The sequence below is a fragment of the Actinomadura madurae genome, from assembly GCF_900115095.1.
Lineage (GTDB): Bacteria > Actinomycetota > Actinomycetes > Streptosporangiales > Streptosporangiaceae > Spirillospora > Spirillospora madurae.
In genome coordinates, this window is sequence record NZ_FOVH01000020.1 from 111,842 (window position 1) to 133,135 (window position 21,294).

Consider the following 21,294-nt stretch of genomic DNA (forward strand, 5'->3'; position numbering starts at 1 on the left):
CTTCGCGGCACGCCCTAGGCGAGGTCGGCGACGATCCGCCTGGTGGCCGCGGCGATCAGCGCGTCGTCGGGCCGCGCGTCACGGCCCGGCCGGTCGGACAGGACGGCCACGACGAGCGGGGCCGCACCGGGCGGCCACACGACCGCGATGTCGCGTTGGCCCTGCCGTAGTCGCCGGTTCCGGTCTTCTCCGCCGCCTTCCACCCTCCGGGCAGCCCGGCCCGGATGCGTTTGGCGCCGACTGCCGTGGTGCTGCGTTCGAGCCAGTCCTTGATCAGAGCGCGCTTGTCCGGGGGCAGCGCGGTCCCCAGCACGAGCCTGCGGTAATCCTCGGCGATCGCCCGCGGCGTGGTCGTGTCCCGCGGATCCCCTGGGCGGACCCTGTTCAGCTCGGGCTCGTAGTCGTCCATGCGGCTGACGCCGTCTCCCAGTTCGCGCAGGTAGGCGGTCAGCCCCGCCGGGCCGCCGATGTCGCGCATCAGCAGGTTGCCGGCCGTGCCGTCGCTGAAGCGGATGGCGGCGTCGCACAGCTGCCTGATGGTCATTCCGGTCGCGACGTGGTCCTCGGTGATCGGTGAGATGGAGTCGATGTCGGCCCGCGTGTAGGTGACGCGGTCCTCCAGGTGGGCGAGCGGATGGCGGTGCAGCACCGCCGCCGCGGCGAGCGTCTTGAAGGTGGAGCAGAACGCGAAGCGCTCGCCCGCCCTGTAGGCGACCGTGGCGCCGGTACCGGTCGCCACGGCGAACACGCCCAGGCGGGCGCCGTGCTCGCGTTCGAGCGCCGCGTAGCGGGAGACGTCCGCCGTCCGGGGCGCGGTGCTCTCCGGCGCCGTGGGCGTCGCGGAGGCCGGCCGGTCGTCCCCGCCGCATCCCGCCAGCGGCAGGAGCGCGGAGGCCACCAAAAGGGCGCGGCGCGACGGGCCGGGCTGCTCGAACGGCATGCGGTGGCACCTGCTTCCCCCGGGAGGTGGTTCCGACGCCGCCCAGCAGACCAGAGTCGATCATGCGGTGTCCAATATGGATATCCACCCGGAACCGATAGGGAAGCCGATATCGAACCAGGTCGCACACCCTGGTCGGCCGGGCGCCACGCCCCTGGAACGGCAAGTGGCCCGCACCCCTCAGCGGGGCCGGGCCACAGGGTGCGGGCGCGTCGTCAGCGGGCCGCGGCCTGCATGGCCTGCTTGACGGCGGCGCGCTTCTCGCGCAGCTTGGCCAGCGCCTCCTCGAGGATGGCCTCGCCGTCCTCGTCGCTGCGGCGCTCCTTCACGTACGCGAGGTGCGTCTTGTACGGCTCGGTCTTCGGCGGGGCCGGAGGGTTGTCCGCGTCCTGCCCGGCGGGGAACCCGCAGCGCGGGCAGTCCCAGGTCTCGGGAACCGCGACGTCCGTCGCGAAGCTGGGGCGGGTCTCGTGCCGGTTGGCGCAGTAGAAGGTCACCCAGACGCGGGGGGCGGCGTCGCCGCGCTCCGCCTCTCCCATCGGACCGGCCCCGACACGGCTGCCCCGGATCGCGTTGCCACTACCCACGGATTACTCCTCGCTTGGTGTTCCGCCGCCGCCCGTGACCTCCGAGGACGGCGCGGCGCTCGCATGTGTTGGACGGGCGGCTCAGACGCCCTTGTGCGTGAACAGCAGCCCGAGCACGATGATCGAGGCGAACCAGACCACCCCGACCCCTACGGTCAGCCGGTCGAGGTTGCGCTCGACCACCGACGACCCGCCCAGGGACGACGAGACCCCGCCGCCGAACATGTCCGACAGCCCGCCGCCCTTGCCCTTGTGCATCAGGACGAGGACCACCATCAGCAGGCTCGTGACGATGAGCACGATGGAAGATGCGATGATCACGTTTCTTCAGCGCCTTGTCTGTAGTTCAGGACCTGGGGGCCGGGCCGGGCGGTTTACCCGTCAGCTACGAAGGGTACGACGAAGTGCCCGCTGGTTCGGCAAGAACCCCCAGTTCACGCAGAATTGATCAGTTTTGATCAGGCGGGCAGATCCCGGTACCGGCAGATTTTGACGAACTCTCCCGGGTCCAGGCTGGCACCACCGACCAGGGCGCCGTCCACATCGTCCTGCGCCATGATCCCGGCGACGTTGCCGCCCTTGACCGAACCGCCGTACAGGATACGCACTTCGTCGGCCACTCCGCCGTCGTAGAGCTCGGCGAGCCGCGTCCTGACGGCCGCGCAGACCTCCTGCGCGTCCTGCGGGGTGGCGACCTCGCCGGTGCCGATCGCCCAGACCGGCTCGTAGGCGATCACGGTGCGCCGGACCTGCTCGGCGGTGATCTTCTCCAGCCCGCCGTCGAGCTGCTCGACGCAGTGCGGGACGTGGCCGCCGGCCTTGCGGACGTCCAGGCCCTCCCCGATGCACAGGATCGGGGAGATGTCGGCGGCGAGCGCGGCCCTGGCCTTGGCGTTGACGGTCGCGTCGTCCTCGGCGTGGTACTGGCGGCGCTCGGAGTGCCCGACGGTGACGTGGGAGCAGCCGAGCTTGGCCAGCATCTCGGCGGAGATCTCGCCGGTGTAGGCGCCGGAGGCGTGCTGGGAGACGTCCTGCGCGCCGTACTGGATCCCGAGCTTGTCCGCCTCGATCAGCGTCTGCGCCGAGCGGAGCGCGGTGAACGGCGGGAGCACGACGACGTCCACGGCGTCGTAGTCGGCGTCCTTGAGCGCGAACGCCATCTTCTGGATGAGCGCGATCGCCTCGAGGTGCGTCTTGTTCATCTTCCAGTTGCCGGCCATCAGCGGCTTGCGGCCGCTCTGCCTGCCGGACGGTGTCGCGGGGGCCATCGGTCAGTCCTCCAGAGCCTGCAGGCCCGGCAGCGTCTTGCCCTCGAGGTATTCGAGGCTCGCGCCGCCGCCGGTCGAGATGTGGGAGAAGGCGGCCTCGTCGAAGCCGAGCCGCCGGACGGCCGCGGCGGAGTCGCCGCCGCCGACCACGGTGAACGCGCCCGAGTCGATGAGGCCCTGCGCGACGGCACGCGTGCCGTGCGAGTACGGCTCCATCTCGAACACGCCCATGGGGCCGTTCCAGAAGATCGTCCTGGCGTCGGCGAGACGCGAGGCGAACAGCTTGCCCGACTCCGGGCCGATGTCGAGGCCGAGCCGGTCGGACGGGATCGCGTCCGCAGCCACCACGTCGTGGTCGGCGTCGGCGGCGAACGCCGCGGCCGCGACGACGTCGACGGGCAGCACGAACTCCACGCCCGACTCCCCGGCGCGCCGCAGGTACTCGCGGACGGTGCCGAGCTGGTCCTCTTCCAGGAGGCTCTTGCCGACCTCGTGGCCCTGCGCCTTGAGGAAGGTGAACACCATGCCGCCGCCGATCAGGATGCGGTCGGCCTTGCCGAGCAGGTTGTCGATCACCCCGAGCTTGTCGGACACCTTGGAGCCGCCGAGGGCCACCGCGTAGGGGCGCTCGACGTCCTCGGTGAGCCTCCTCAGCACCTCGACCTCGGCGGCGATCAGCCCGCCGGCGGCGTGCGGGAGCCGCGCCGGAACGTCGTAGACCGAGGCGTGCCTGCGGTGCACGGCGCCGAACCCGTCGCCGACGTAGAGGTCGGCGAGGGCGGCCAGCCGGTCGGCCAGGGCGCCGCGCTCGGCGTCGTCCTTGCTCGTCTCGCCCGGTTCGAAGCGCAAATTCTCCAGCAGCGCGACCCCGCCGCCGGAGAGGCCCTCGGCCGCGGCGCGGGCGGAGTCGCCGACGACGTCCGCGGCGAACGCCACGTCCGTGCCCAGCAGCTCGCCGAGCCGCGCGGCCACCGGGGCCAGCGAGAACTCGGGCTTGACCTGGCCCTTGGGGCGGCCCAGGTGGGCGCAGACGATGACCTTGGCGCCCCGGGTCCGCAGCGTCTCGATCGTCGGCAGGCTGGCCCGGATCCGGCCGTCGTCGGTGATCCGGCCGTCCTCCAGGGGGACGTTCAGATCCGCGCGGACGAGGACGCGCCGGCCGGCGACGTCGAGATCGTCAATGGTGCGCATCGGGTTGCGATGTCCTTCCGTGCACGGCCGCGCCGTGGCCGCGGGTTCGTGCGCGGCCACGGCGCGGGTGGCGGTCGATTACAGCGACGCGCCGACGAGCTTGACGAGGTCGACGAGGCGGTTGGAGTAGCCCCACTCGTTGTCGTACCAGCCGACGACCTTCACCTGGTCGCCGATGACCTTGGTCAGCCCGGAGTCGAAGATGCAGGACGCCGGGTCGGTGACGATGTCGCTGGAGACGATCGGGTCCTCGGTGTAGGTGAGGTAGCCCTTCAGCGGGCCCTCGGCGGCGGCCTTGAACGCCTCGTTGACCTCCTCCGCCGTCACCTCGCGGGACAGCGTGGCGGTGAGGTCGGTGGCGGAGCCGGTCGGCACCGGGACGCGCAGCGCGTAGCCGTCCAGCTTGCCGTTCAGCTCGGGCAGCACCAAGCCGATCGCCTTGGCGGCGCCGGTGGAGGTCGGCACGACGTTCAGCGCGGCGGCGCGGGCGCGGCGCAGGTCCTTGTGCGGCGCGTCCTGCAGGTTCTGGTCCTGCGTGTAGGCGTGGATCGTCGTCATCAGGCCCTTCTCGATGACGAAGCTGTCGTGCAGGACCTTCGCCAGCGGGGCCAGGCAGTTGGTGGTGCAGGACGCGTTGGAGATCACCGTGTGGTTCGCCGGGTCGTACTTGTCCTCGTTCACGCCGAGGACGACGGTGAGGTCCTCGTTCTTGGCCGGCGCGGAGATGATCACCTTCTGGGCGCCGTTGTCGGCGTGCACCTTGGCCTTGGTGGCGTCGGTGAAGAAGCCGGTGGACTCCACGACGACGTCGGCGCCGACGTCGCTCCACTTGAGGTTCGCTGGGTCGCGCTCCTCGAACGCCTTGATCGCCTTGCCGCCGACGACGATCTCGTCGGAGGTGGCGCGCACGTCCTCGGGGAAACGGCCGAGAATGCTGTCGTACTTGAGCAGCTGGGCCAGCGTGGCGTTGTCCGTCAGGTCGTTGACCGCCACGACCTCGATGTCGGCCCCGGACGCCTTCACCGCGCGGTAGAAGTTACGGCCGATCCGGCCGAACCCGTTGATGCCTACTCGGATGGTCACGGAACGGCTCTCCTCGTACATCGTCAGCTACTGTCGATCCGGGGTTCTCCCCCACCTCAGACCCTATCCAATGACCCACGGGTAGCCCGACACCGGTCGCGTGGGATTCCAGGGTGATCCACCGCTCCCCCGATGGGGGGATCGGGCACGATCATCACTACACTCCCCGACCATGTGGCGCGGGTGCTTCGTCCTGTTCGTGGGACTTGTGGGGGCGATGTTGGCTCCTGCCGCTTCGGCGGCGCCGAAGCCCGCCAAGCCGGTGAGCAGGGCGGACCACATCGCCGCCGCGCTCCGCCGCGATCCCGTCTACGTGACCGACCACGCCCCGCGCGGCCTGCCCGCCGACGCGGCCGCACGGATCAAGGCGTCCGTCGCGCGGCTCGGCGTCCCCGCGTACGTGGCGGTGACGCCCACCTCCGGGCTGGGGGAGGACGACCCCACCGACTCCCTGGTGTCCCTGCTCCGGGACCGGCTGCGCAAGGACGGCGTGTACATCGTGGTCTCTCCGTCCAGCGGCTACGGCGAGGCGCGGCAGTTCGGCGGGGGACGGCGGCTCGCGGTCGACGACGCCTGGTGGGCCGCGAAGTTCGAGCTCCCCTATGACGCGAGCGCGGCCGAGATGATCGAGCGGTTCGTGGAGATCGCCCTGTCGGGCCGGGCCAGAGAACGCCGCGACCATCCGCGTCCGAGGCCCGAGTCCGAAGTCAGGAAGGCGCTGGACGCCGACGACGCGGCCGACCGGCGCGCGGCCTACATCGAATGGGGCGTGTTCAGTGCCGGGACGGCCCTCAGCGGAGGGACCATCCTCGCCCTGCTCATCGGCCACCGCGTCCGCCGCGCGAAACCGAAGAAGAAGAAGACACCGGCGAAGGGGCGCCGATGAGACGGATCTGCCTTCTGCTCGCCGCCATCGTCCTCGCCGCGTGGCCCGCCGCGCGGCCGTCCGCCGCCTTCGCGGAGGAGCCGCCGCACGCCTACCACCGGCTGGACCGGGTCGGTGCGGCGCTCGCCAAGGACCCGCTGTTCGTCGACCCGGACGTCTCCGCGGCGCTCGGCGGGCCCGACCGCGCACGGCTCCACGCGGCCATCGGCAGGACCGCGAAGCTGATCGGCACGCCGGTGTACGTCGTGGTGATCCCGAACCCGAGCGAATCGGAGTCGCAGGGCCGCGACAGGGCGTTCCTGCACATGCTCCACGACCGTTCGGGCCGCGACGGGCTCTACCTGATGGTCAACGGGCGCGGATACCTGGAGTCGGTGGCCTTCCGCGTCCCCCGCCGGCTCCCCTACTCCTCCCTGGACGAGGACGATCCGGGCGGCTACGAGCCGGCCGACCCCGAACGCCCGTTCACCGGGCTCGCGGACCGGATCTCCCAGCGCCTGGACGGTTACGCCACGGCGCCCACGGCGTCGCCGGAAACGCCGGAGCTGTACTCCACCCCCGACCCGTTCGGGAAGGAGAACGAGCTGACGCCGGCCGACCCCGAGATCCAGGCTCCGCTCCTGACCGGCCTCCTCCTCGCCGGCCCGGCCGGCGCCGCGGTCCTGTACTGGCTCGGCATCGGCGTCCTCGCCCTCCTCGGCCGCCGCCGCGAGGGGACCGAGGTCCGGCGCCGTTCCTGGGCGAGCCGCACCCCGAGCATGCGCCGCCTCCGGCGCGAGGCGGCCAAGGAGGTGGCGCGGCTGAACCGCCTGCTCGCCGCCACGGACGAGGGGCGCGGGCGCCGCTACGCCGTCTCCGCCTACGACGCCGCACAGATCCTCTACGACGACGCCAAGGACGACCAGGACAAGGCGATCGACCTGGTCGGCGCCATCGTCCTCGCCCGGCAGGGTCGCCTCGCGCTCGACCGGGACCTCGCGTCCCCGCCCTCGCCGTGCCTGGTCAACCCCCTCCACGGGGAATCCGCCCTCCGCAAGCGCGTCCGGAAGCTGGAGGAGCACGGCCTGCCCCGGGAATGCCCGCTCTGCAGGAACTGCCACGAGTTCGACAAGCGGTACGGCCTCGGCGAGCAGCACCTCCTCAAGATCCCCGGCCCGGACGGCCGCCGCCCCCACACCCTCGTCCCCGGAGTGTGGCAGGACACGGCGTGGGGCAGCCGCGGCAAGAACTTCCTCCCCCGTGTGATGAGGTACCTCGGTGTTGACTGAACCGTCCCCTGGCGAGCGGCTGGCCGCGTCCCTCCGCCGCTCCCCGATCCACGTCGACCCGTCCCTCGCCTCCGCGCTCCCCGCGGCGGAGCGCCGCAGGCTCCTCTCCAAGCTGAGGAAGGCGCCGACCCGGGTCTTCATCGTGCTGGTCCCCATGGTCAAGGGCGGCACGTGGACGGACGCCGACCAGCTCGCGACCGTCGTCCACGACCGCCTCGGCCGCGACGGCGTCTTCATCACCTTCGACGACGACACCGAGAACCTGACGGCCCGGGAGTGGGGCGGCGACCACAGCGCCCGGGACGCCACCGGCGCCGTCACCATCGACCGCGCCATGGACGACGCGCCGCTCGCGGCGAAGCTCGGCCGCGCCCTCGACCTGCTCATCTCCGGCACCGCCGCACGGGAGTACGACCGCCTCTCCGACGAGCTCGACAAGCGCGTCAACGCACGCCGCAGCACGCGACCCGAGGCAGCCGAGGAGGAGGGCGACGGCTCACTCGTCCCGCTCGGCGCGGGGGTGGCCGGCTTGGCCGTCCTCGGCGTCGGCGGCTTCCTCCTGTGGCGCCGCCGCCGCATGCCGTCCGTCCGCCGCGAGGCCGAAGGCCTTCTCATGCCGCGCACGGTGTTCGCCACGGCGAACCGCGCCACGGAGGACCAGCTCCGCGAGCAGGCCTCCCGCGAGGTCATCGCGTTCGGCGAGCTTCTGGACGAGACCACCGTCCCCACCACCGACGAGCGGACCCGCACCCTGATGGCCACGGCCCTGGACGCCTACCAGGCCGCCGGGAAGACCCTCGACGCCGCGGAAGGCGTCCCCGACCTGGCCGGCGTCCTCGTCCTGCTCGACCAGGGCCGGGACGCGCTCGCCTCCGCCCGGTCCCTGGCGAACGGCAAGCCGGAGATCCCGCCGGTCCCCCTGTGCTTCTTCAACCCCCTCCACGGCGACGCCACGAACAAGCTCGACTGGCGCCCCGTCGGCTCCCGCGAGCGCCTCCGCGTCCAGACCTGCCGCCCGTGCGCCCGCGCCACCCGCGAAAAGCAGACCCCCGACGTCCTCACCGACCGCCGCGACGGCCGCAAGGTCCCCTACTACGAGGCCGACCCCGCCCAGAGCGTCTGGGCCGAGACCGGCTACGGCCAGCTCCGCGAAGACCTGATCCCCCGGATCCTCAGAGGCGACTGACCCGGACCTACGGCGCCAGCATGTCCGCGGTGAGGTTGGCCTCGGTGCCGGGGATGCCCTGGTCGCCGGCGCGCTTGTCGGCCATGGCGAGGAGGCGGCGGATGCGGCCGGCGATGGCGTCCTTGGTGAGGGGCGGGTCGGCGAGCTGGCCGAGTTCCTCCAGGGACGCCTGCTTGTGCTCCAGGCGGAGGCGGCCGGCGTTGACGAGGTGCTCGGGGGCGTCGTCGCCGAGGATCTCCAGGGCGCGGGCGACGCGGGCGCCGGCGGCGACGGCGGCGCGGGCGGAGCGGCGGAGGTTGGCGTCGTCGAAGTTCGCGAGGCGGTTGGCGGTGGCGCGGACCTCGCGGCGCATGCGGCGCTCCTCCCAGGCGAGGACGCTGTCGTGCGCGCCGAGCCGGGTGAGCAGGGCGCTGATGGCGTCGCCGTCGCGGACGACGACGCGGTCGACGCCGCGGACCTCGCGGGCCTTGGCGTGGATCTTCAGGCGGCGGGCGGCGCCCACGAGGGCGAGCGCGGCCTCCGGGCCCGGGCAGGTCACTTCGAGGGACATGGACCGGCCCGGTTCGGTGAGGGAGCCGTGCGCGAGGAAGGCGCCGCGCCAGGCCGACTCGGCGTCGCAGGCGGCACCCGCGACCACGTGCCGGGGCAGGCCCCGGACGGGGCGGCCGTTGTTGTCGATGAGGCCGGTCTGGCGGGCCAGCGACTCGCCGTCCCGGAAGACGCGGACCACGTAGCGGTTGCCCTTGCGCAGGCCGCTCGGCGCGAGGACGACGACCTCGGAGGTGTGCCCGAACACCTCCGCGATGTCCTTGATCAGGCGCCGGGCCGCGACCCCGGTGTCGATCTCGGCCTCGATCACGATGCGGCCGCTGACCAGGTGCAGGCCGCCCGCGAACCGCAGCAGCGTCGAGACCTCGGCCTTGCGGCAGCACGGCTTCAGCACCGTGAGCCTGCTCAGCTCGTCCTTGACCACACCGGTCATCGCCATCTGATGAACCCTCCCCCTATCGGACTTCCAGCAGTCTGGCCGATGACGGCCGCGCCGGTCGTCACTCGGCGAATATCTGTACGAAGGCTTGGGCCAGGCGGGCGGGTTCATGACGCGGCGAGCCGTCGTCGGCGGCGACGTCGGCGAGGACGAGGCGCCCGCCGAGGTCCTGGACGGCCTTGTCGAGCGCCGCGGTGTCGTCCACCACGCCGCGGTCGGCGAGGACGACGTCCACACGAAGGTCCGGCGCGTGCGCCTGCAAGACCTCCAGGTGGGTCTGCGGCGAGAAGTCGTCGGTCTCGCCGGGCTGCGGCGCGAGGTTCAGCGCGACGGCGCGGCGGGCGCGGGAGGTGGTGAGGGCGCGGGCCAGCGCGGGCACCTTGAGGTGCGGCAGGACGCTGGTGAACCAGGAGCCGGGGCCGAACACGATCCAGTCGGCGTCGTCGACGGCGGCGAGTGCCTCCGGGCAGGCGGGCGGGTCGGCGGGCACGAGCGACACCCCGAGCACGCTGCCGGGCGTCTTCGCGCAGGCCACCTGCCCCTTGACGTGGGTGATCTCGTCGGGGCGGGACGGGTCGGCGCCGCGCACGTCGGCGACGATGTCCATCGGCACGGCGGCCATCGGCAGGACGCGGCCGTGCGCGCCGAGCAGGCGGCCGACCCAGTCGAGGCCGGCGACGGTGGAGCCGGGCGCGGCGTCGCCGCCGAGCAGTTCCCACAGCGCGACGATGAGGAGGTTGCCGACGGCGTGGTCCTGCAGGTCGCCCTGGCTGCGGAAGCGGTGCTGGACCACGTCCCGCCAGGTCTGCCCCCATTCGTCGTCGCCGCACAGGGCGGCGAGCGCCATCCGCAGGTCGCCGGGCGGCAGCACGCCGAGTTCGCGGCGGAGCCGTCCGCTGGAGCCGCCGTCGTCGGCGACGGTGACGATCGCCGTCAGCCGGTCGGTGACGCGGCGCAGCGCCGACAGCGAGGCGTAGAGGCCGTGGCCCCCGCCGAGCGCGACGACCTTCGGGCCTGGCGGCTTCACCGTGCCGTTTCTCTCCTCGTCCGGGAGCCCCGCCGGGGCCCGGCGCGGGCTGTCACTCGCGGCCGAGGTCACGATGGGCGACCTGCACCTCGAGGCCCTCGTCCCGCAGCCGGGCGGCGATCTGTTCCGCCATGGCCACACTACGGTGTTTTCCGCCCGTGCATCCCACGGCGAGGGTCACGTAGTGCTTGCCCTCGCGCTCGTAGCCGTCGGCGAGGAGCCGCAGCACCTCGGAGTAGGCGTCCAGGAACTCCTTGGCGCCGCGCTGCCCGAGGACGTAGTCGCGGACGGCGGCGTCGCGGCCCGTCTTCGGCCGCAGCTCCGGCACCCAGTGCGGGTTCGGCAGGAACCGGCAGTCGACCACCAGGTCGGCGTCGACGGGCAGGCCGTACTTGTAGCCGAACGACACGACGGTCGCGCGCAGGCTGGACTCGCCGGTGTCGTTGCCGAAGAACCCGATGATCTTGTTGCGCAGCTCGTGCACGTTCAGGCCGCTGGTGTCGATGACCAGGTCGGCCTCGGCGCGGACCTCGCGGACGAGCTCGCGCTCGCGGGCGATGCCGTCCACCAGGCGCCCGTCGCCCTGCAAGGGGTGCGGGCGGCGGACGCTCTCGAAACGGCGCACGAGGTCGGCGTCGCCGGCCTCCAGGAACACCACCCGCGGGTGGACGCCGCGCGCCTCCAGCTCGGCGATCGAGGAGTGCAGGTCCTCGGTGAACGCGCGGCTGCGGACGTCGACGACCACGGCGATGCGCGGCACCGCGTCCTTCACCCGGCCGCCGAGGTCGGCCATCGTGGCGAGCAGTCCCGGCGGCAGGTTGTCGACCACGAACCAGTCGAGGTCCTCCAGGGACTTGGCCGCGGTGCTGCGGCCCGCCCCGGACATGCCGGTGACTATCACGATGTCCGGGATCTTCGTCTCGCTCGTCATGACCGTCTCCCCCTGTGCTCCCCGTCGCCCGCGCCGCCCGCCGGGACGGCGCCGCCGTGCAGCGCCGCGACGATGCTCTCGGCGCTGCGCATGCCGATGCCCGGGACCTCGGCGACCTGCTCGGGCGTCGCGTCCTTCAGCCGCTTGAGCGAGCCGAAGTGCTTCAGCAGCGCCGCGCGCCGCGCCGGGCCCAGACCAGGAACGTTATCGAGTTCGCTGACCGTCATGGACTTCGACCGCCGCTGCCGGTGGAAGGTGATGGCGAACCGGTGCGCCTCGTCGCGTACCCGCTGGACGAGGAACATGCCCTCGCTGTTGCGCGGCAGGACGACGGGGTCGGCCTCGCCGGGCAGCCAGATCTCTTCGAGCCGCTTGGCGATCCCGCAGACCGCGATGTCGTCGACGCCCAGCTCGTCGAGGGCGCGCTGCGCGGCGGCGACCTGCGGCGGGCCGCCGTCGACGATCACCAGGTTGGGCGGGTAGGCGAACTTGCGCGGCCGCCCCGTCTCCGGGTCGATCGGCTGGTGCGCGCCCTCGTCCGCCTCGCTCTCCGGGGAGCCGCCCTCGGCCGCCTCGGCGGCCGCCTCCGAGGGATCGCCGAGCGTGTCCAGCTCGCCCGTCTTCTCGCTCTCGGCGAGGTAGCGGCGGAACCGGCGGGTGATGACCTCGTGGATGGACCGGACGTCGTCCTGCCCCTCCACGGCCTTGATCGTGAAGCGGCGGTACTCGCTCTTGCGGGCCAGGCCGTCCTCGAACACGACCATGGACGCGACCACGTTGGTGCCCTGGAGGTTGGAGACGTCGTAGCACTCGATGCGCAGGGGCGCGTCGTCCAGCTCCAGGGCGTCCTGGATCTCCTGGAGGGCGCGGCTGCGGGTGGTGAGGTCGGACGCGCGGCGCGTCTTGTGCTGCTTGAGCGCCTCGTGGGCGTTGCGGGCGACCGTCTCCAGCAACGTCTTCTTGTCGCCCCGCTGCGGGACGCGCAGCCGGACGGGCCCGCCGCGCTGCTCGGACAGCAGCTCGGTCATGGCGTCCTCCTCCGGCGGCAGGGCCGGCACGAAGACCTCGCGGGGCACCGACTCGCTCTCGCCGTAGACCTGGATGAGGAAGTGCTCGACGAGGTCGGAGGTGGTGACGTCCTCGACCTTGTCGACGACCCACCCGCGCTGCCCGCGGATGCGGCCGCCGCGCACGTAGAAGACCTGGACGGCCGCCTCCAGCTCGTCCTCGGCGAAGGCGATCATGTCGCAGTCGGTGCGGTCGGGCAGGACGACCGTCTGCTTCTCCAGGGCGCGCTCCAGGGCGCGGATGTCGTCGCGCAGGCGGGCGGCGCGCTCGTACTCCTGGGCCGCGGCGGCCTCGCGCATGTCGCGTTCGAGGCGCTTGATGAAGCGGGAGGTGGTGCCCGCCATGAAGTCGCAGAAGTCCTCGGCGAGCAGGCGGTGCTCCTCCGGGGAGACGCGGCCCACGCACGGCGCGGAGCACTTGCCGATGTAGCCGAGCAGGCAGGGGCGGTCGAGCTGGTGCTGGCGCTTGAACACCCCGGCGCTGCACGTCCGGACGGGGAACACGCGCAGCAGCTGGTCGACCGTCTCCCGGATCGCCCACGCGTGGGAGTACGGCCCGAAGTAGCGCACGCCCTTCCGCTTGGCGCCCCGCATCACCATCACCCTCGGGAACTCCTCGTTCAGGGTGACGGCGAGATACGGGTACGACTTGTCGTCGCGGTAGCGGACGTTGAACCGGGGGTCGAACTCCTTGATCCAGGAGTACTCCAGCTGGAGGGCCTCGACCTCGGTGCCGACGACCGTCCAGTCGACCCTCGCGGCCGTCTGCACCATCGTCTGGGTTCGGGGGTGCAGCGCGGAGAAGTCGGCGAAGTAGGAGTTCAGGCGCGAGCGCAGGTTCTTCGCCTTGCCCACGTAGATGACCCGGCCGTGCTCATCCCGGAATCGGTACACCCCGGGGGATTCAGGGATGGAGCCCGGTGCGGGTCGGTAGGTCGCCGGATCTGCCACGTTCAGAAGCCTAATGGGCCGTACCGACAGGCGTGCGCCGGTGCGCGCCCGTTCTGTCGCCGTACGTCGGGGAGTGATGTAGATCTCCCGTTTAATGCCGGATGACCGCAAAGTACGCGGAAAGGGAAGGTCAGACGCAGGTTGAGCATCGTTCCCCGGCAGCACGGGAAGGGGGTCGTTCCGCAGATGTCCGCCCTCTGGGCATGGATCGTCCTGGCGGCCGTCGTCGCCACGTCCGTGATCATCGTGGAAGGAGGCCGGCGGCTGCTCGCGGGCCGGCTGTCGGCGCGCTGGCCCGGCGCCGGACGCGTCGCCCGCCGCTGCGCCGCGCCGGCGTTCGCCTTCGCGGCGGTGGTGAGCTCCAGCGCCGCGATGCCGTACCAGCTCGTCGACGGCCAGGCCGAGGGCGCCGTCCGGCACGCGCTGCGGATCGCGGCCATCGGCGCGACCACCTGGCTGGTGCTGCGCATCGCCTACGCGCTGAGCGACCCGCCGCTGGCGCGGCTGATGCGCATCGAGGGAGAGCGCAACCGGCGGGCCAGGCGGGCCCGCACGCAGATGCTGCTGCTGCGCCGCATCACCGCGATGATCATCGTGGTCCTCGCGGTCGGCGCGGCCCTGTTCACCTTCCCGGCCGTGCGGGCGGTCGGCGCCGGGGTGCTGGCGTCGGCGGGCGTCGCCGGGCTGGTCGTCGGCATCGCGGCGCGGCCGACGCTCGGCAACCTGCTCGCCGGGCTGCAGCTGGCGTTCAGCGACGCGCTGCGGCTGGACGACGTCGTCGTCACGCAGGACATCTGGGGGCGGGTCGAGGAGCTGACGCTGTCGTACGTGGTGCTCCAGCTCTGGGACGACCGGCGGATGATCTTCCCGGTGTCGCACTTCACCGAGCAGCCGTTCGAGAACTGGACGCGCCACTCCAGCCGGCTCCTCGGCTCGGTGGAACTTCACGTGGACTGGACGGTCCCGGTCGAGGAACTGCGCGCCGAACTGTACAAGGCGCTGCAGGAGAACCCGCTGTGGGACCGCCGGGAGTGGATGCTGCAGGTGGTGGACGTCCTGCCGAACGGCGTCGTCAGGCTCCGGGCGCTGATGAGCGCCGCCGACTCGGCCAGCACCTGGGACCTGCGCTGCGACGTGCGGGAGCACCTCGTCTCCTATGTCCGCGACCATCACCCGGAGGCCCTCCCCCGGTTCCGCGTCGGCCCCGACCCCGTCGCGGACGGCGCGGAACCCGCGCAGCCCGCCGGGCCCGCCGGGCCCGGTGCCGGGCCGCCGGCGGACGGCGCCGTCGCGGAGGGACGGCACGCCGACGGCGCGCGGGCCGTCCCGCGCGAGGACGGCCCGGCGCACGCGGAGACGCTCAGGCGAGCATGATCTGGTCCCCCTGGACGGTGATCTTCTTCTCCTCCAGGGGCTTGTCCGCGGGCGGGGCCACCACCGACCCGTCGTCGATCTTGAACTTGCTGCCGTGGCACGGGCAGTTGATCGTGCCGCCGGACACCGACCCGACGCTGCACCCGCGGTGGGTGCAGGCGGCGGAGAACGCCTTGAACTCGCCCTGCCGGGGCTGGCACACGACGACCTTGGCGTCCTCGAAGACCTTGCCGCCGCCGACCGGGATCTCGCTCGCCGCCGCCAGCGCGCCACCGCCGGACCCGCCCGAGCCGCCGCCCGAGCCGCCCGAGTCGCCGCCGGAGCCGCCCGCGTCATCGTCGCCGCCGGACCCGCCGCACGCCGCCGCCAGCCCGGCCACGCCCGCGAGCCCGGCACCGATGAGCAGGCCTCTGCGGGTCCCGCCCGCGGCCGGCGCCTCCCCCGGCTGCTGCTCCGATTCGTCCGCCTGCGTCTCGGACCTCTGTGGCATTCTCGCCCTCCGGTGACATGTTCGTCGGTATCTGTCCGTCACCAGGAAGCACGGATGCGCGACCAAGGTGGTTCAAAGCGAAACCAAATTCTCATGTACGCGGGCGGTCAGGTGACGACGACGGCACCGCCCTTGACCTGCACCGGATACTCCTTGAGCGGCTCCTTTGCCGGGCCGCGCCGCACCGATCCGTCCGCGATGGCGAACTCGCTGCCGTGGCACGGGCAGTTGATCAACCCGTCGGCGACGCCGCCCACGGTGCACCCCTGGTGCGTGCACACCGCCGTGAACGCCTTGAAGGCGCCCTGGGTCGGCTGCGTCACGACGACCTTGCGGTCCCCGTAGACCTTCCCGCCGCCGACCGGGATGTCGGCGGCCTTCGCGATCTCCTCGCCCTTCAGGTCGGCGGCGGGCGGCGCCCCGCCTCCCCCGGCGCAGCCGGCGAGCACGGCCGCACCGGCCGCACCGGCCCCGCCGCACAGCACGGCCCGCCGTCCGATCCCCCGCTCGCCGGAGGCGTGCTCGACCCCGGGCGTCACATCGTCTCCCATGGTCCCATCTTGGTGGACGGCCCACGGGCGCCCCGCGCGGGGCGGGGTCAGAGGATCTTCTTGAGGAACTGGCCGGTGTGGCTCGCCTCCACCGCGGCCACGTCCTCGGGCGTGCCGGTGGCGACGACGGTGCCGCCGCGCGAGCCGCCTTCGGGACCCATGTCGATGATCCAGTCGGCGGTCTTGATGACGTCCAGGTTGTGCTCGATGACGATCACCGTGTTGCCCTTGTCGACCAGCCCGTTCAGGACGCCGAGGAGCTTGCGGATGTCCTCGAAGTGCAGGCCGGTGGTCGGCTCGTCCAGGACGTAGATGGTGCGCCCCGTGGAGCGCTTCTGCAGCTCCGAGGCCAGCTTGACGCGCTGCGCCTCGCCGCCGGACAGGGTGGGGGCGGGCTGGCCGAGCCGGACGTAGCCGAGGCCGACGTCGTTGAGGGTCTTCAGGTGCCGGTGGATCGCCTTGATCGGCTCGAAGAACCCGGTGGCCTGCTCGATCGGCATGTCGAGCACCTCGGAGATCGTCTTGCCCTTGTAGTGGACCTCCAGGGTCTCCCGGTTGTACCGGGCGCCGTGGCAGACCTCGCACGGGACGTAGACGTCCGGCAGGAAGTTCATCTCGATCTTGATGGTGCCGTCGCCGGAGCAGTTCTCGCAGCGGCCGCCCTTGACGTTGAAGGAGAACCGGCCCGGCTGGTAGCCGCGCACCTTCGCCTCGGTGGTCTGCGCGAACAGCTTTCGGATGTGGTCGAAGACGCCGGTGTAGGTCGCCGGATTGGACCGCGGGGTGCGGCCGATCGGCGACTGGTCGACGTGCACGACCTTGTCGAGCTGGTCGACGCCGTTGACGCGCTTGTGCTTGCCGGGGACGGTCTTCGCCCCGTTCAGCTTCTTCGCCAGCGCGCTGTAGAGGATGTCGTTGACCAGCGTCGACTTGCCGGACCCCGACACTCCGGTCACGGCGGTGAGCACGCCGAGCGGGAACGAGACGTCCACGTCGCGGAGGTTGTTCTGCTGGGCGCCCTTGACGGTGACCTCCCGGCCCCTGGTCCGGGGCCGGCGGATCTGCGGGACGGCGATCTCGCGGCGCCCGTCCAGGTAGGCGCCGGTCAGGGAGCGCTCGGACTTCTTCAGGTCCTCGACCGTGCCGGACACGACGATCTCGCCGCCGTGCTCGCCCGCGCGGGGGCCGATGTCGACGATCCAGTCGGCGGAGGCGATGGTGTCCTCGTCGTGCTCGACGACGATCAGGGTGTTGCCCATGTCGCGGAGCCGGAGCAGCGTCTCCAGCAGCCGGTGGTTGTCGCGCTGGTGCAGGCCGATGGACGGCTCGTCCAGCACGTAGAGGACGCCGACCAGGCCGGACCCGATCTGCGTCGCCAGCCGGATGCGCTGCGCCTCGCCGCCGGCGAGCGTCGCCGACGCCCGGTCGAGGGTGAGGTAGTCGAGGCCGACGTCCAGCAGGAAGCCGAGCCTGGCGTTGATCTCCTTGAGCACGCGCTCGGCGATGTGCCGCTCGCGCTCGCCCAGCTCCATCGCGAGCAGGAACTTCGCGGCCTCGCCGATCGGCATCGCGGCGACCTCGGCGATCGACCGCCCGCCCATGGTGACGGCGAGCACGACCGGCTTGAGCCGGGCGCCCTCGCACGTCGGGCAGGGGATCTCCCGCATGTAGCCCTCGTACCGCTCCCGGCTGGAGTCGCTCTCGGACTCGGCGTGCCGCCTCTGGATGTAGGGGATCACGCCCTCGTACGCGGTGTAGTACGACCTCGTCCGCCCGTACCGGTTCTTGTAGCGGACGTGGACCTGCGTCTCGTGCCCGTTCAGGATGGCCTTGCGCGCCTTGGCGGGCAGCTTGTCCCACGGCGTGTTCAGGTCGAAGCCCATCGCGTCGCCGAGGGCGGACAGCAGGCGCAGGAAGTAGTCGCTCACGTGCCCGTTGGACCACGGCTGGATCGCGCCCTCGCCGAGGGTCAGCTCGCCGTCCGGGATGACGAGCTCGGGGTCGACCTCCATCCGCGTCCCGAGGCCGGTGCAGTCGGGGCAGGCGCCGTAGGGCGAGTTGAACGAGAACGACCGGGGCTCCAGCTCCTCGAACGACAGGTCGTCGTAGGGGCAGTAGAGGTGCTCGGAGTACATCCGGGTGCGGTGCTCGTCGTCCTCGGGCAGGTCGACGAAGTCGAGAACGATGGTGCCGCCCGCGAGCCCCAGCGCCGTCTCGACCGAGTCGGCGAGGCGCTGCCGGGCGGAGTCCTTCACCGAGAGCCGGTCGACCACGACGGAGATGTCGTGCTTCTCCTGCTTCTTGAGCTTGGGCGGCTCGTCCAGGCGGACCATCTGCCCGTCGACAAGCGCCCGCGAGTAGCCCTTGGACTGCAGCTCGCGGAACAGCTCCAGGTACTCCCCCTTGCGCCCGCGGATCACCGGCGCGAGGACCTGGAAGCGGGTGCCGGGCTCCAGCTCCAGCACCCGGTCGACGATCTGCTGCGGCGCCTGCCGGCTGATCGGCCGGCCGCACTCGGGGCAGTGCGGGTGCCCGATCCGGGCGTAGAGCAGCCGCAGGTAGTCGTACACCTCGGTGATCGTCCCGACCGTCGACCGCGGGTTCTTGCTGGTCGACTTCTGGTCGATCGACACCGCCGGGGACAGCCCCTCGATGAAGTCGACGTCGGGCTTGTCCATCTGGCCGAGGAACTGCCGGGCGTAGGCCGACAGCGACTCCACGTACCGGCGCTGGCCCTCCGCGAAGATCGTGTCGAAGGCCAGGCTGGACTTCCCGGAACCCGACAGACCGGTGAACACGATCATGGAGTCCCGCGGGAGGTCGAGCGAGACGTCCTTCAGGTTGTGCTCGCGTGCTCCACGCACGATGAGTCGGTCATGCACGGTGTACTTCCGGTTCCTCTTCTGGGGCGCGGCTGTGGGGAGAGACAGGTCGGTCTCAAGGCTAGCCACGGGGTACGACAGAATCCCCCGAGTCCTCAACAGCGGCGCTCGCCGCTGCATTTCATGAAGCTACCCGTCCGTCCCGAGAGGTCCGGACGGCACTCCGACCGTACACGTGTTCGAACACCCCCCGCCACCGGAACACCCCGAGCATCATCAGCGGGCACCTTCAACGGGCACGGAGGGCGTCCAGGACGAGGGCCAGGACCGGGCCGCGATCGCAGAGGCGCTCTGCCGAGTCACTCGTCGTCGAGCGCGAAGTCCAGGTAGCGGTCGGCGGAGCGGCGGACGGCGCTCTTGCCGTCGGTGTGGACGATCTTCCGCCACCAGGCGCCGTAGACGCGGTCGAAGTCGTACGGCTCCAGCAGGCGCAGGGCACGCCGGATGGTGCGGGGACGCTCCGGGATGAAGTTCGGATAGCTGTACATGAAGCTCACCCAGTCGCGGTCGTTGACGACCGTGAGGATGTCGCCGGAGAAGAGCGCGCGGGCGTCCCGCCAGTGCAGGACCTGGCCGCCGTCGAAGTGGACGCCCGCGTTGATCAGCGTGAGGCCGTCGGCCAGCTCGTGGGTGTCGCCCGTCCAGTAGACGACCGAGTCGTCCGGGCGGGCCGCCCATTGGCGGTCGGCCTCGTGGATGTAGACGGGGGCGTCGAACGCGTGCGCCCACTCGATCATGCTGCCGTAGAAGTGCGGGTGGCTGACCGCGACGGCCGAGACGCCGCCGAGCTCGGTCACCTGGCGGACCAGGTCGTCGTCGATGTAAGTGATCATGTCCCACAGGACGTTGCCGGACGGGGTGCGCGCCAGCAGGGCGCGCTGGCCGATGGCGGTGGACGGCTCCGCGCCGATCCCGATGACGTCCGGCCCCTCCTCGGCGACCCGGCCCCGGTGGCCGGCGCGCAGTTCCTCCAGCGTCGTCCATTTCTGGCCGTCCCAGCCGACGTACTGCCGCTCGTCCTCGCAGATCGGGCAGTCAGCGCGAGGTCCCCCGTACTGGACGCCGCAGGTCACGCAGATCGGTAGCTCCATGATCACCATTCTCTGGCACGGGCCGGGCCCGTGCGAAAGGATGGAGGGCCGTCTCGCTGAGGAGGGGTCATGGACTGGCGCGATGCGCTCGACGAACTGGACCGGGGCGTGCTGGCCGTCGTCGGGACGCTGGAGAGGCTCTCCGACGAGGAGATGCGCGCCCCCTCGGCCCTGCCCGGGTGGAGCCGCGGGCATGTGGCCACGCACGTCGCACGGAACGCCGAGTCCCTGTGGAACCTGCTCGAATGGGCGCGGACGGGCGTGGAGATCCCGCAGTACCCGAGCATCGACACGCGCAACGCCGATCTCGACGCGGGCGCGGGACGCGGCCGCGCCGAGCTGGTCGAGGACGTCATGGCCACGGCGGCCCGCTTCTCCGAACAGGCGCGCACGCTCCCGGAGGACGCCTGGAACGCTCCCGTGCGGTCGATGATGGGGTGGTGGCACCCCGCCTGGTACTCGGTGTACCGCCGCTGGAACGAGGTGGAGGCGCACCATGTCGACCTCGCCGCCGGGTACGGGCCGGCCGACTGGCCGGAGCCCTACGTCCGGTGGTCCGCGGCGGCCACGCTGACGGACATGGCGGCGCTGCCGGAGGAGCTGCTCGGCGGGCTGGCCGGGTACCGGATCACCGCGACCGACTCCGGGGAGTCCGCCGACCTCGGCTGGGCGCCCGGCGGGCCGGAGGCGTCCGGGTCGGGGCGGGCCCTGCTGGGCTGGCTGAGCGGCCGGTCGGACGGCGCGGGCGTGAGCGTCCGGCCGGAGGGGCCGCCGCCGGTGCCGCCGCCTTGGCCGCACGCGCCGGCGGGCCTCTAGTCGAAGTCCCTCTGGTCGGAGTCGTGCCCGGCGAGGCGGTGCAGGGCGTCCACCGAGCGGACGACGATCGCGCTCCGGGTGAGGGTCAGCCCGCCGCGGACCGGCTCGGCGGCCAGCAGCTGCGCGACCTTGCGGCGGCCCATGCCGGCCCACCGGCCGAGGTCCTGCTGGGAGACGGGGACCCGGACGTGCACGGCCTCCTCGGTCACGCCGTCCGGACCGTCCTGCTTGGCCGGGGAGCCGAACCGGGCGACCAGCCGCAGGAGCCGGCCGGCGAGGCGGCGCCCCGGGTCGTCGGGGAAGTGGGCGACGCGCAGCTCGTTGGAGTCGCGGAGCCGTTCGGCGAGGACGGCGGCGACGGCCCACGCCGCGCCGGGGTGGGCGTCCAGGACGCGCCGGAACCGGGCGGCGGGCAGCACGAGCGCCTCGACGCGGGTCAGCGCCTCGACGTTGGCGTGCCGGACGCCGCCGTCCGCCGCCTCCAGCTCCCCGACCAGGTCGCCGGGGCCGAGGACGTCGAGGATGGCGATCTCGCCGTGCCGGTCCACCCAGACCCTGACCGCCCCGGAGCGCAGCACGAAGACCTGGGAGGCGCGGGTGTGCTCGCGCATGAGGAACGCGCCCGGCCTGATCACCACGGGCGCGCCCGTCCGCCGCAGCTCCTCCCGGACGGGCGGGGCCAGCGCGTCCCAGAAGCTGGTGATCTCCATCTCGCCT

19 protein-coding genes and 1 pseudogene are annotated in these 21,294 nt (G+C 72.2%); 5 read left to right on the forward strand and 15 right to left on the reverse strand.

Features of this window, described 5'->3' with window-relative positions:
* Window positions 1-14: 14 nt before the first annotated feature.
* The 6 genes and pseudogenes from bla to gap all read right to left on the reverse strand — a co-directional run bounded on the left by bla (window position 15) and on the right by gap (window position 5,069).
* Window positions 15-940, reverse strand: a pseudogene (gene bla / locus BM339_RS39540) (class A beta-lactamase).
* Window positions 941-1,155: 215 nt separating this feature from the next.
* On the reverse strand, window positions 1,156-1,527 hold the full coding sequence (locus BM339_RS39545; RefSeq protein WP_075024192.1) for an RNA polymerase-binding protein RbpA: 372 nt from the start codon (window positions 1,525-1,527) through the stop codon (window positions 1,156-1,158).
* A gap of 81 nt (window positions 1,528-1,608) precedes the next feature.
* Window positions 1,609-1,848: a preprotein translocase subunit SecG gene (gene secG, locus BM339_RS39550; RefSeq protein ID WP_021595667.1), complete on the reverse strand. Its 240-nt coding sequence runs from the start codon at window positions 1,846-1,848 to the stop codon at window positions 1,609-1,611.
* 137 nt (window positions 1,849-1,985) lie between these two features.
* Window positions 1,986-2,795 carry a triose-phosphate isomerase gene (tpiA, locus tag BM339_RS39555; protein ID WP_021595668.1) on the reverse strand — a complete coding sequence of 270 codons (810 nt, stop codon included), beginning with the start codon at window positions 2,793-2,795 and terminating at the stop codon, window positions 1,986-1,988.
* Window positions 2,796-2,798: 3 nt separating this feature from the next.
* Window positions 2,799-3,986 (reverse strand): phosphoglycerate kinase, encoded by a 1,188-nt coding sequence (locus BM339_RS39560; RefSeq protein WP_021595669.1) that lies wholly within the window; start codon window positions 3,984-3,986, stop codon window positions 2,799-2,801.
* Between the two features lie 78 nt (window positions 3,987-4,064).
* On the reverse strand, window positions 4,065-5,069 hold the full coding sequence (gene gap, locus BM339_RS39565; protein ID WP_024935105.1) for a type I glyceraldehyde-3-phosphate dehydrogenase: 1,005 nt from the start codon (window positions 5,067-5,069) through the stop codon (window positions 4,065-4,067).
* A gap of 172 nt (window positions 5,070-5,241) precedes the next feature.
* Here gap and BM339_RS39570 point away from each other — a divergent pair, with 172 nt between their 5' ends.
* The 3 genes from BM339_RS39570 to BM339_RS39590 are packed head-to-tail and all read left to right on the forward strand — an operon-like array spanning window position 5,242 to window position 8,409.
* Window positions 5,242-5,955, forward strand: coding sequence for a hypothetical protein (locus BM339_RS39570; protein ID WP_143118780.1), 714 nt, complete (start codon window positions 5,242-5,244; stop codon window positions 5,953-5,955).
* Window positions 5,952-7,223 (forward strand): hypothetical protein, encoded by a 1,272-nt coding sequence (locus BM339_RS49210; protein ID WP_111833649.1) that lies wholly within the window; start codon window positions 5,952-5,954, stop codon window positions 7,221-7,223. Before BM339_RS39570 ends, BM339_RS49210 begins: the two co-directional genes overlap by 4 nt.
* Window positions 7,213-8,409 (forward strand): hypothetical protein, encoded by a 1,197-nt coding sequence (locus BM339_RS39590; protein WP_075024197.1) that lies wholly within the window; start codon window positions 7,213-7,215, stop codon window positions 8,407-8,409. Before BM339_RS49210 ends, BM339_RS39590 begins: the two co-directional genes overlap by 11 nt.
* Before the next feature lie 7 nt (window positions 8,410-8,416).
* Here BM339_RS39590 and whiA read toward each other — a convergent pair whose 3' ends face one another.
* From whiA to uvrC, 4 genes are all read right to left on the reverse strand, one after another.
* Complete coding sequence (whiA, locus tag BM339_RS39595; protein WP_021595674.1) at window positions 8,417-9,397, reverse strand: DNA-binding protein WhiA; 981 nt, start codon at window positions 9,395-9,397, stop codon at window positions 8,417-8,419.
* A 61-nt stretch (window positions 9,398-9,458) separates the two neighbouring features.
* Window positions 9,459-10,424, reverse strand: a complete 966-nt coding sequence (locus BM339_RS39600) for a gluconeogenesis factor YvcK family protein (protein WP_033331494.1) — start codon at window positions 10,422-10,424, stop codon at window positions 9,459-9,461.
* A gap of 52 nt (window positions 10,425-10,476) precedes the next feature.
* Window positions 10,477-11,355: an RNase adapter RapZ gene (gene rapZ, locus BM339_RS39605; protein WP_021595676.1), complete on the reverse strand. Its 879-nt coding sequence runs from the start codon at window positions 11,353-11,355 to the stop codon at window positions 10,477-10,479.
* The gene (gene uvrC, locus BM339_RS39610) at window positions 11,352-13,403 is read right to left on the reverse strand and encodes an excinuclease ABC subunit UvrC (RefSeq protein WP_412521009.1); all 2,052 of its coding nucleotides are present in this window, start codon (window positions 13,401-13,403) and stop codon (window positions 11,352-11,354) included. The genes rapZ and uvrC overlap by 4 nt, the downstream gene beginning before the upstream one ends.
* Window positions 13,404-13,514: 111 nt before the next feature.
* Here uvrC and BM339_RS39615 point away from each other — a divergent pair, with 111 nt between their 5' ends.
* The gene (locus BM339_RS39615) at window positions 13,515-14,747 is read left to right on the forward strand and encodes a mechanosensitive ion channel family protein (protein ID WP_052357446.1); all 1,233 of its coding nucleotides are present in this window, start codon (window positions 13,515-13,517) and stop codon (window positions 14,745-14,747) included.
* Here the strand turns inward: BM339_RS39615 and BM339_RS39620 are convergent.
* The 4 genes from BM339_RS39620 to BM339_RS39635 form a co-directional block, all read right to left on the reverse strand.
* Window positions 14,734-15,237, reverse strand: a complete 504-nt coding sequence (locus BM339_RS39620) for a Rieske (2Fe-2S) protein (RefSeq protein WP_075024198.1) — start codon at window positions 15,235-15,237, stop codon at window positions 14,734-14,736. The two genes, BM339_RS39615 and BM339_RS39620, sit on opposite strands and share 14 nt — an antisense overlap.
* A 107-nt stretch (window positions 15,238-15,344) precedes the next feature.
* Window positions 15,345-15,788, reverse strand: a complete 444-nt coding sequence (locus BM339_RS39625) for a Rieske (2Fe-2S) protein (protein WP_075024199.1) — start codon at window positions 15,786-15,788, stop codon at window positions 15,345-15,347.
* Window positions 15,789-15,835: 47 nt separating this feature from the next.
* Window positions 15,836-18,670 carry an excinuclease ABC subunit UvrA gene (uvrA, locus tag BM339_RS39630; RefSeq protein WP_024935099.1) on the reverse strand — a complete coding sequence of 945 codons (2,835 nt, stop codon included), beginning with the start codon at window positions 18,668-18,670 and terminating at the stop codon, window positions 15,836-15,838.
* Window positions 18,671-18,969: 299 nt separating this feature from the next.
* Complete coding sequence (locus BM339_RS39635) at window positions 18,970-19,761, reverse strand: MBL fold metallo-hydrolase (protein ID WP_218163882.1); 792 nt, start codon at window positions 19,759-19,761, stop codon at window positions 18,970-18,972.
* 69 nt (window positions 19,762-19,830) lie between these two features.
* Between BM339_RS39635 and BM339_RS39640 the strand changes: the two genes are divergently transcribed.
* A complete protein-coding gene (locus BM339_RS39640) occupies window positions 19,831-20,577 on the forward strand; it encodes a maleylpyruvate isomerase family mycothiol-dependent enzyme (RefSeq protein ID WP_075024201.1) in 747 nt (248 codons plus the stop codon).
* On the opposite strand, the gene BM339_RS39645 is transcribed toward BM339_RS39640, so the two are convergent.
* Window positions 20,574-21,287: a Crp/Fnr family transcriptional regulator gene (locus BM339_RS39645; protein WP_075024202.1), complete on the reverse strand. Its 714-nt coding sequence runs from the start codon at window positions 21,285-21,287 to the stop codon at window positions 20,574-20,576. The two genes, BM339_RS39640 and BM339_RS39645, sit on opposite strands and share 4 nt — an antisense overlap.
* Window positions 21,288-21,294: the final 7 nt, after the last annotated feature.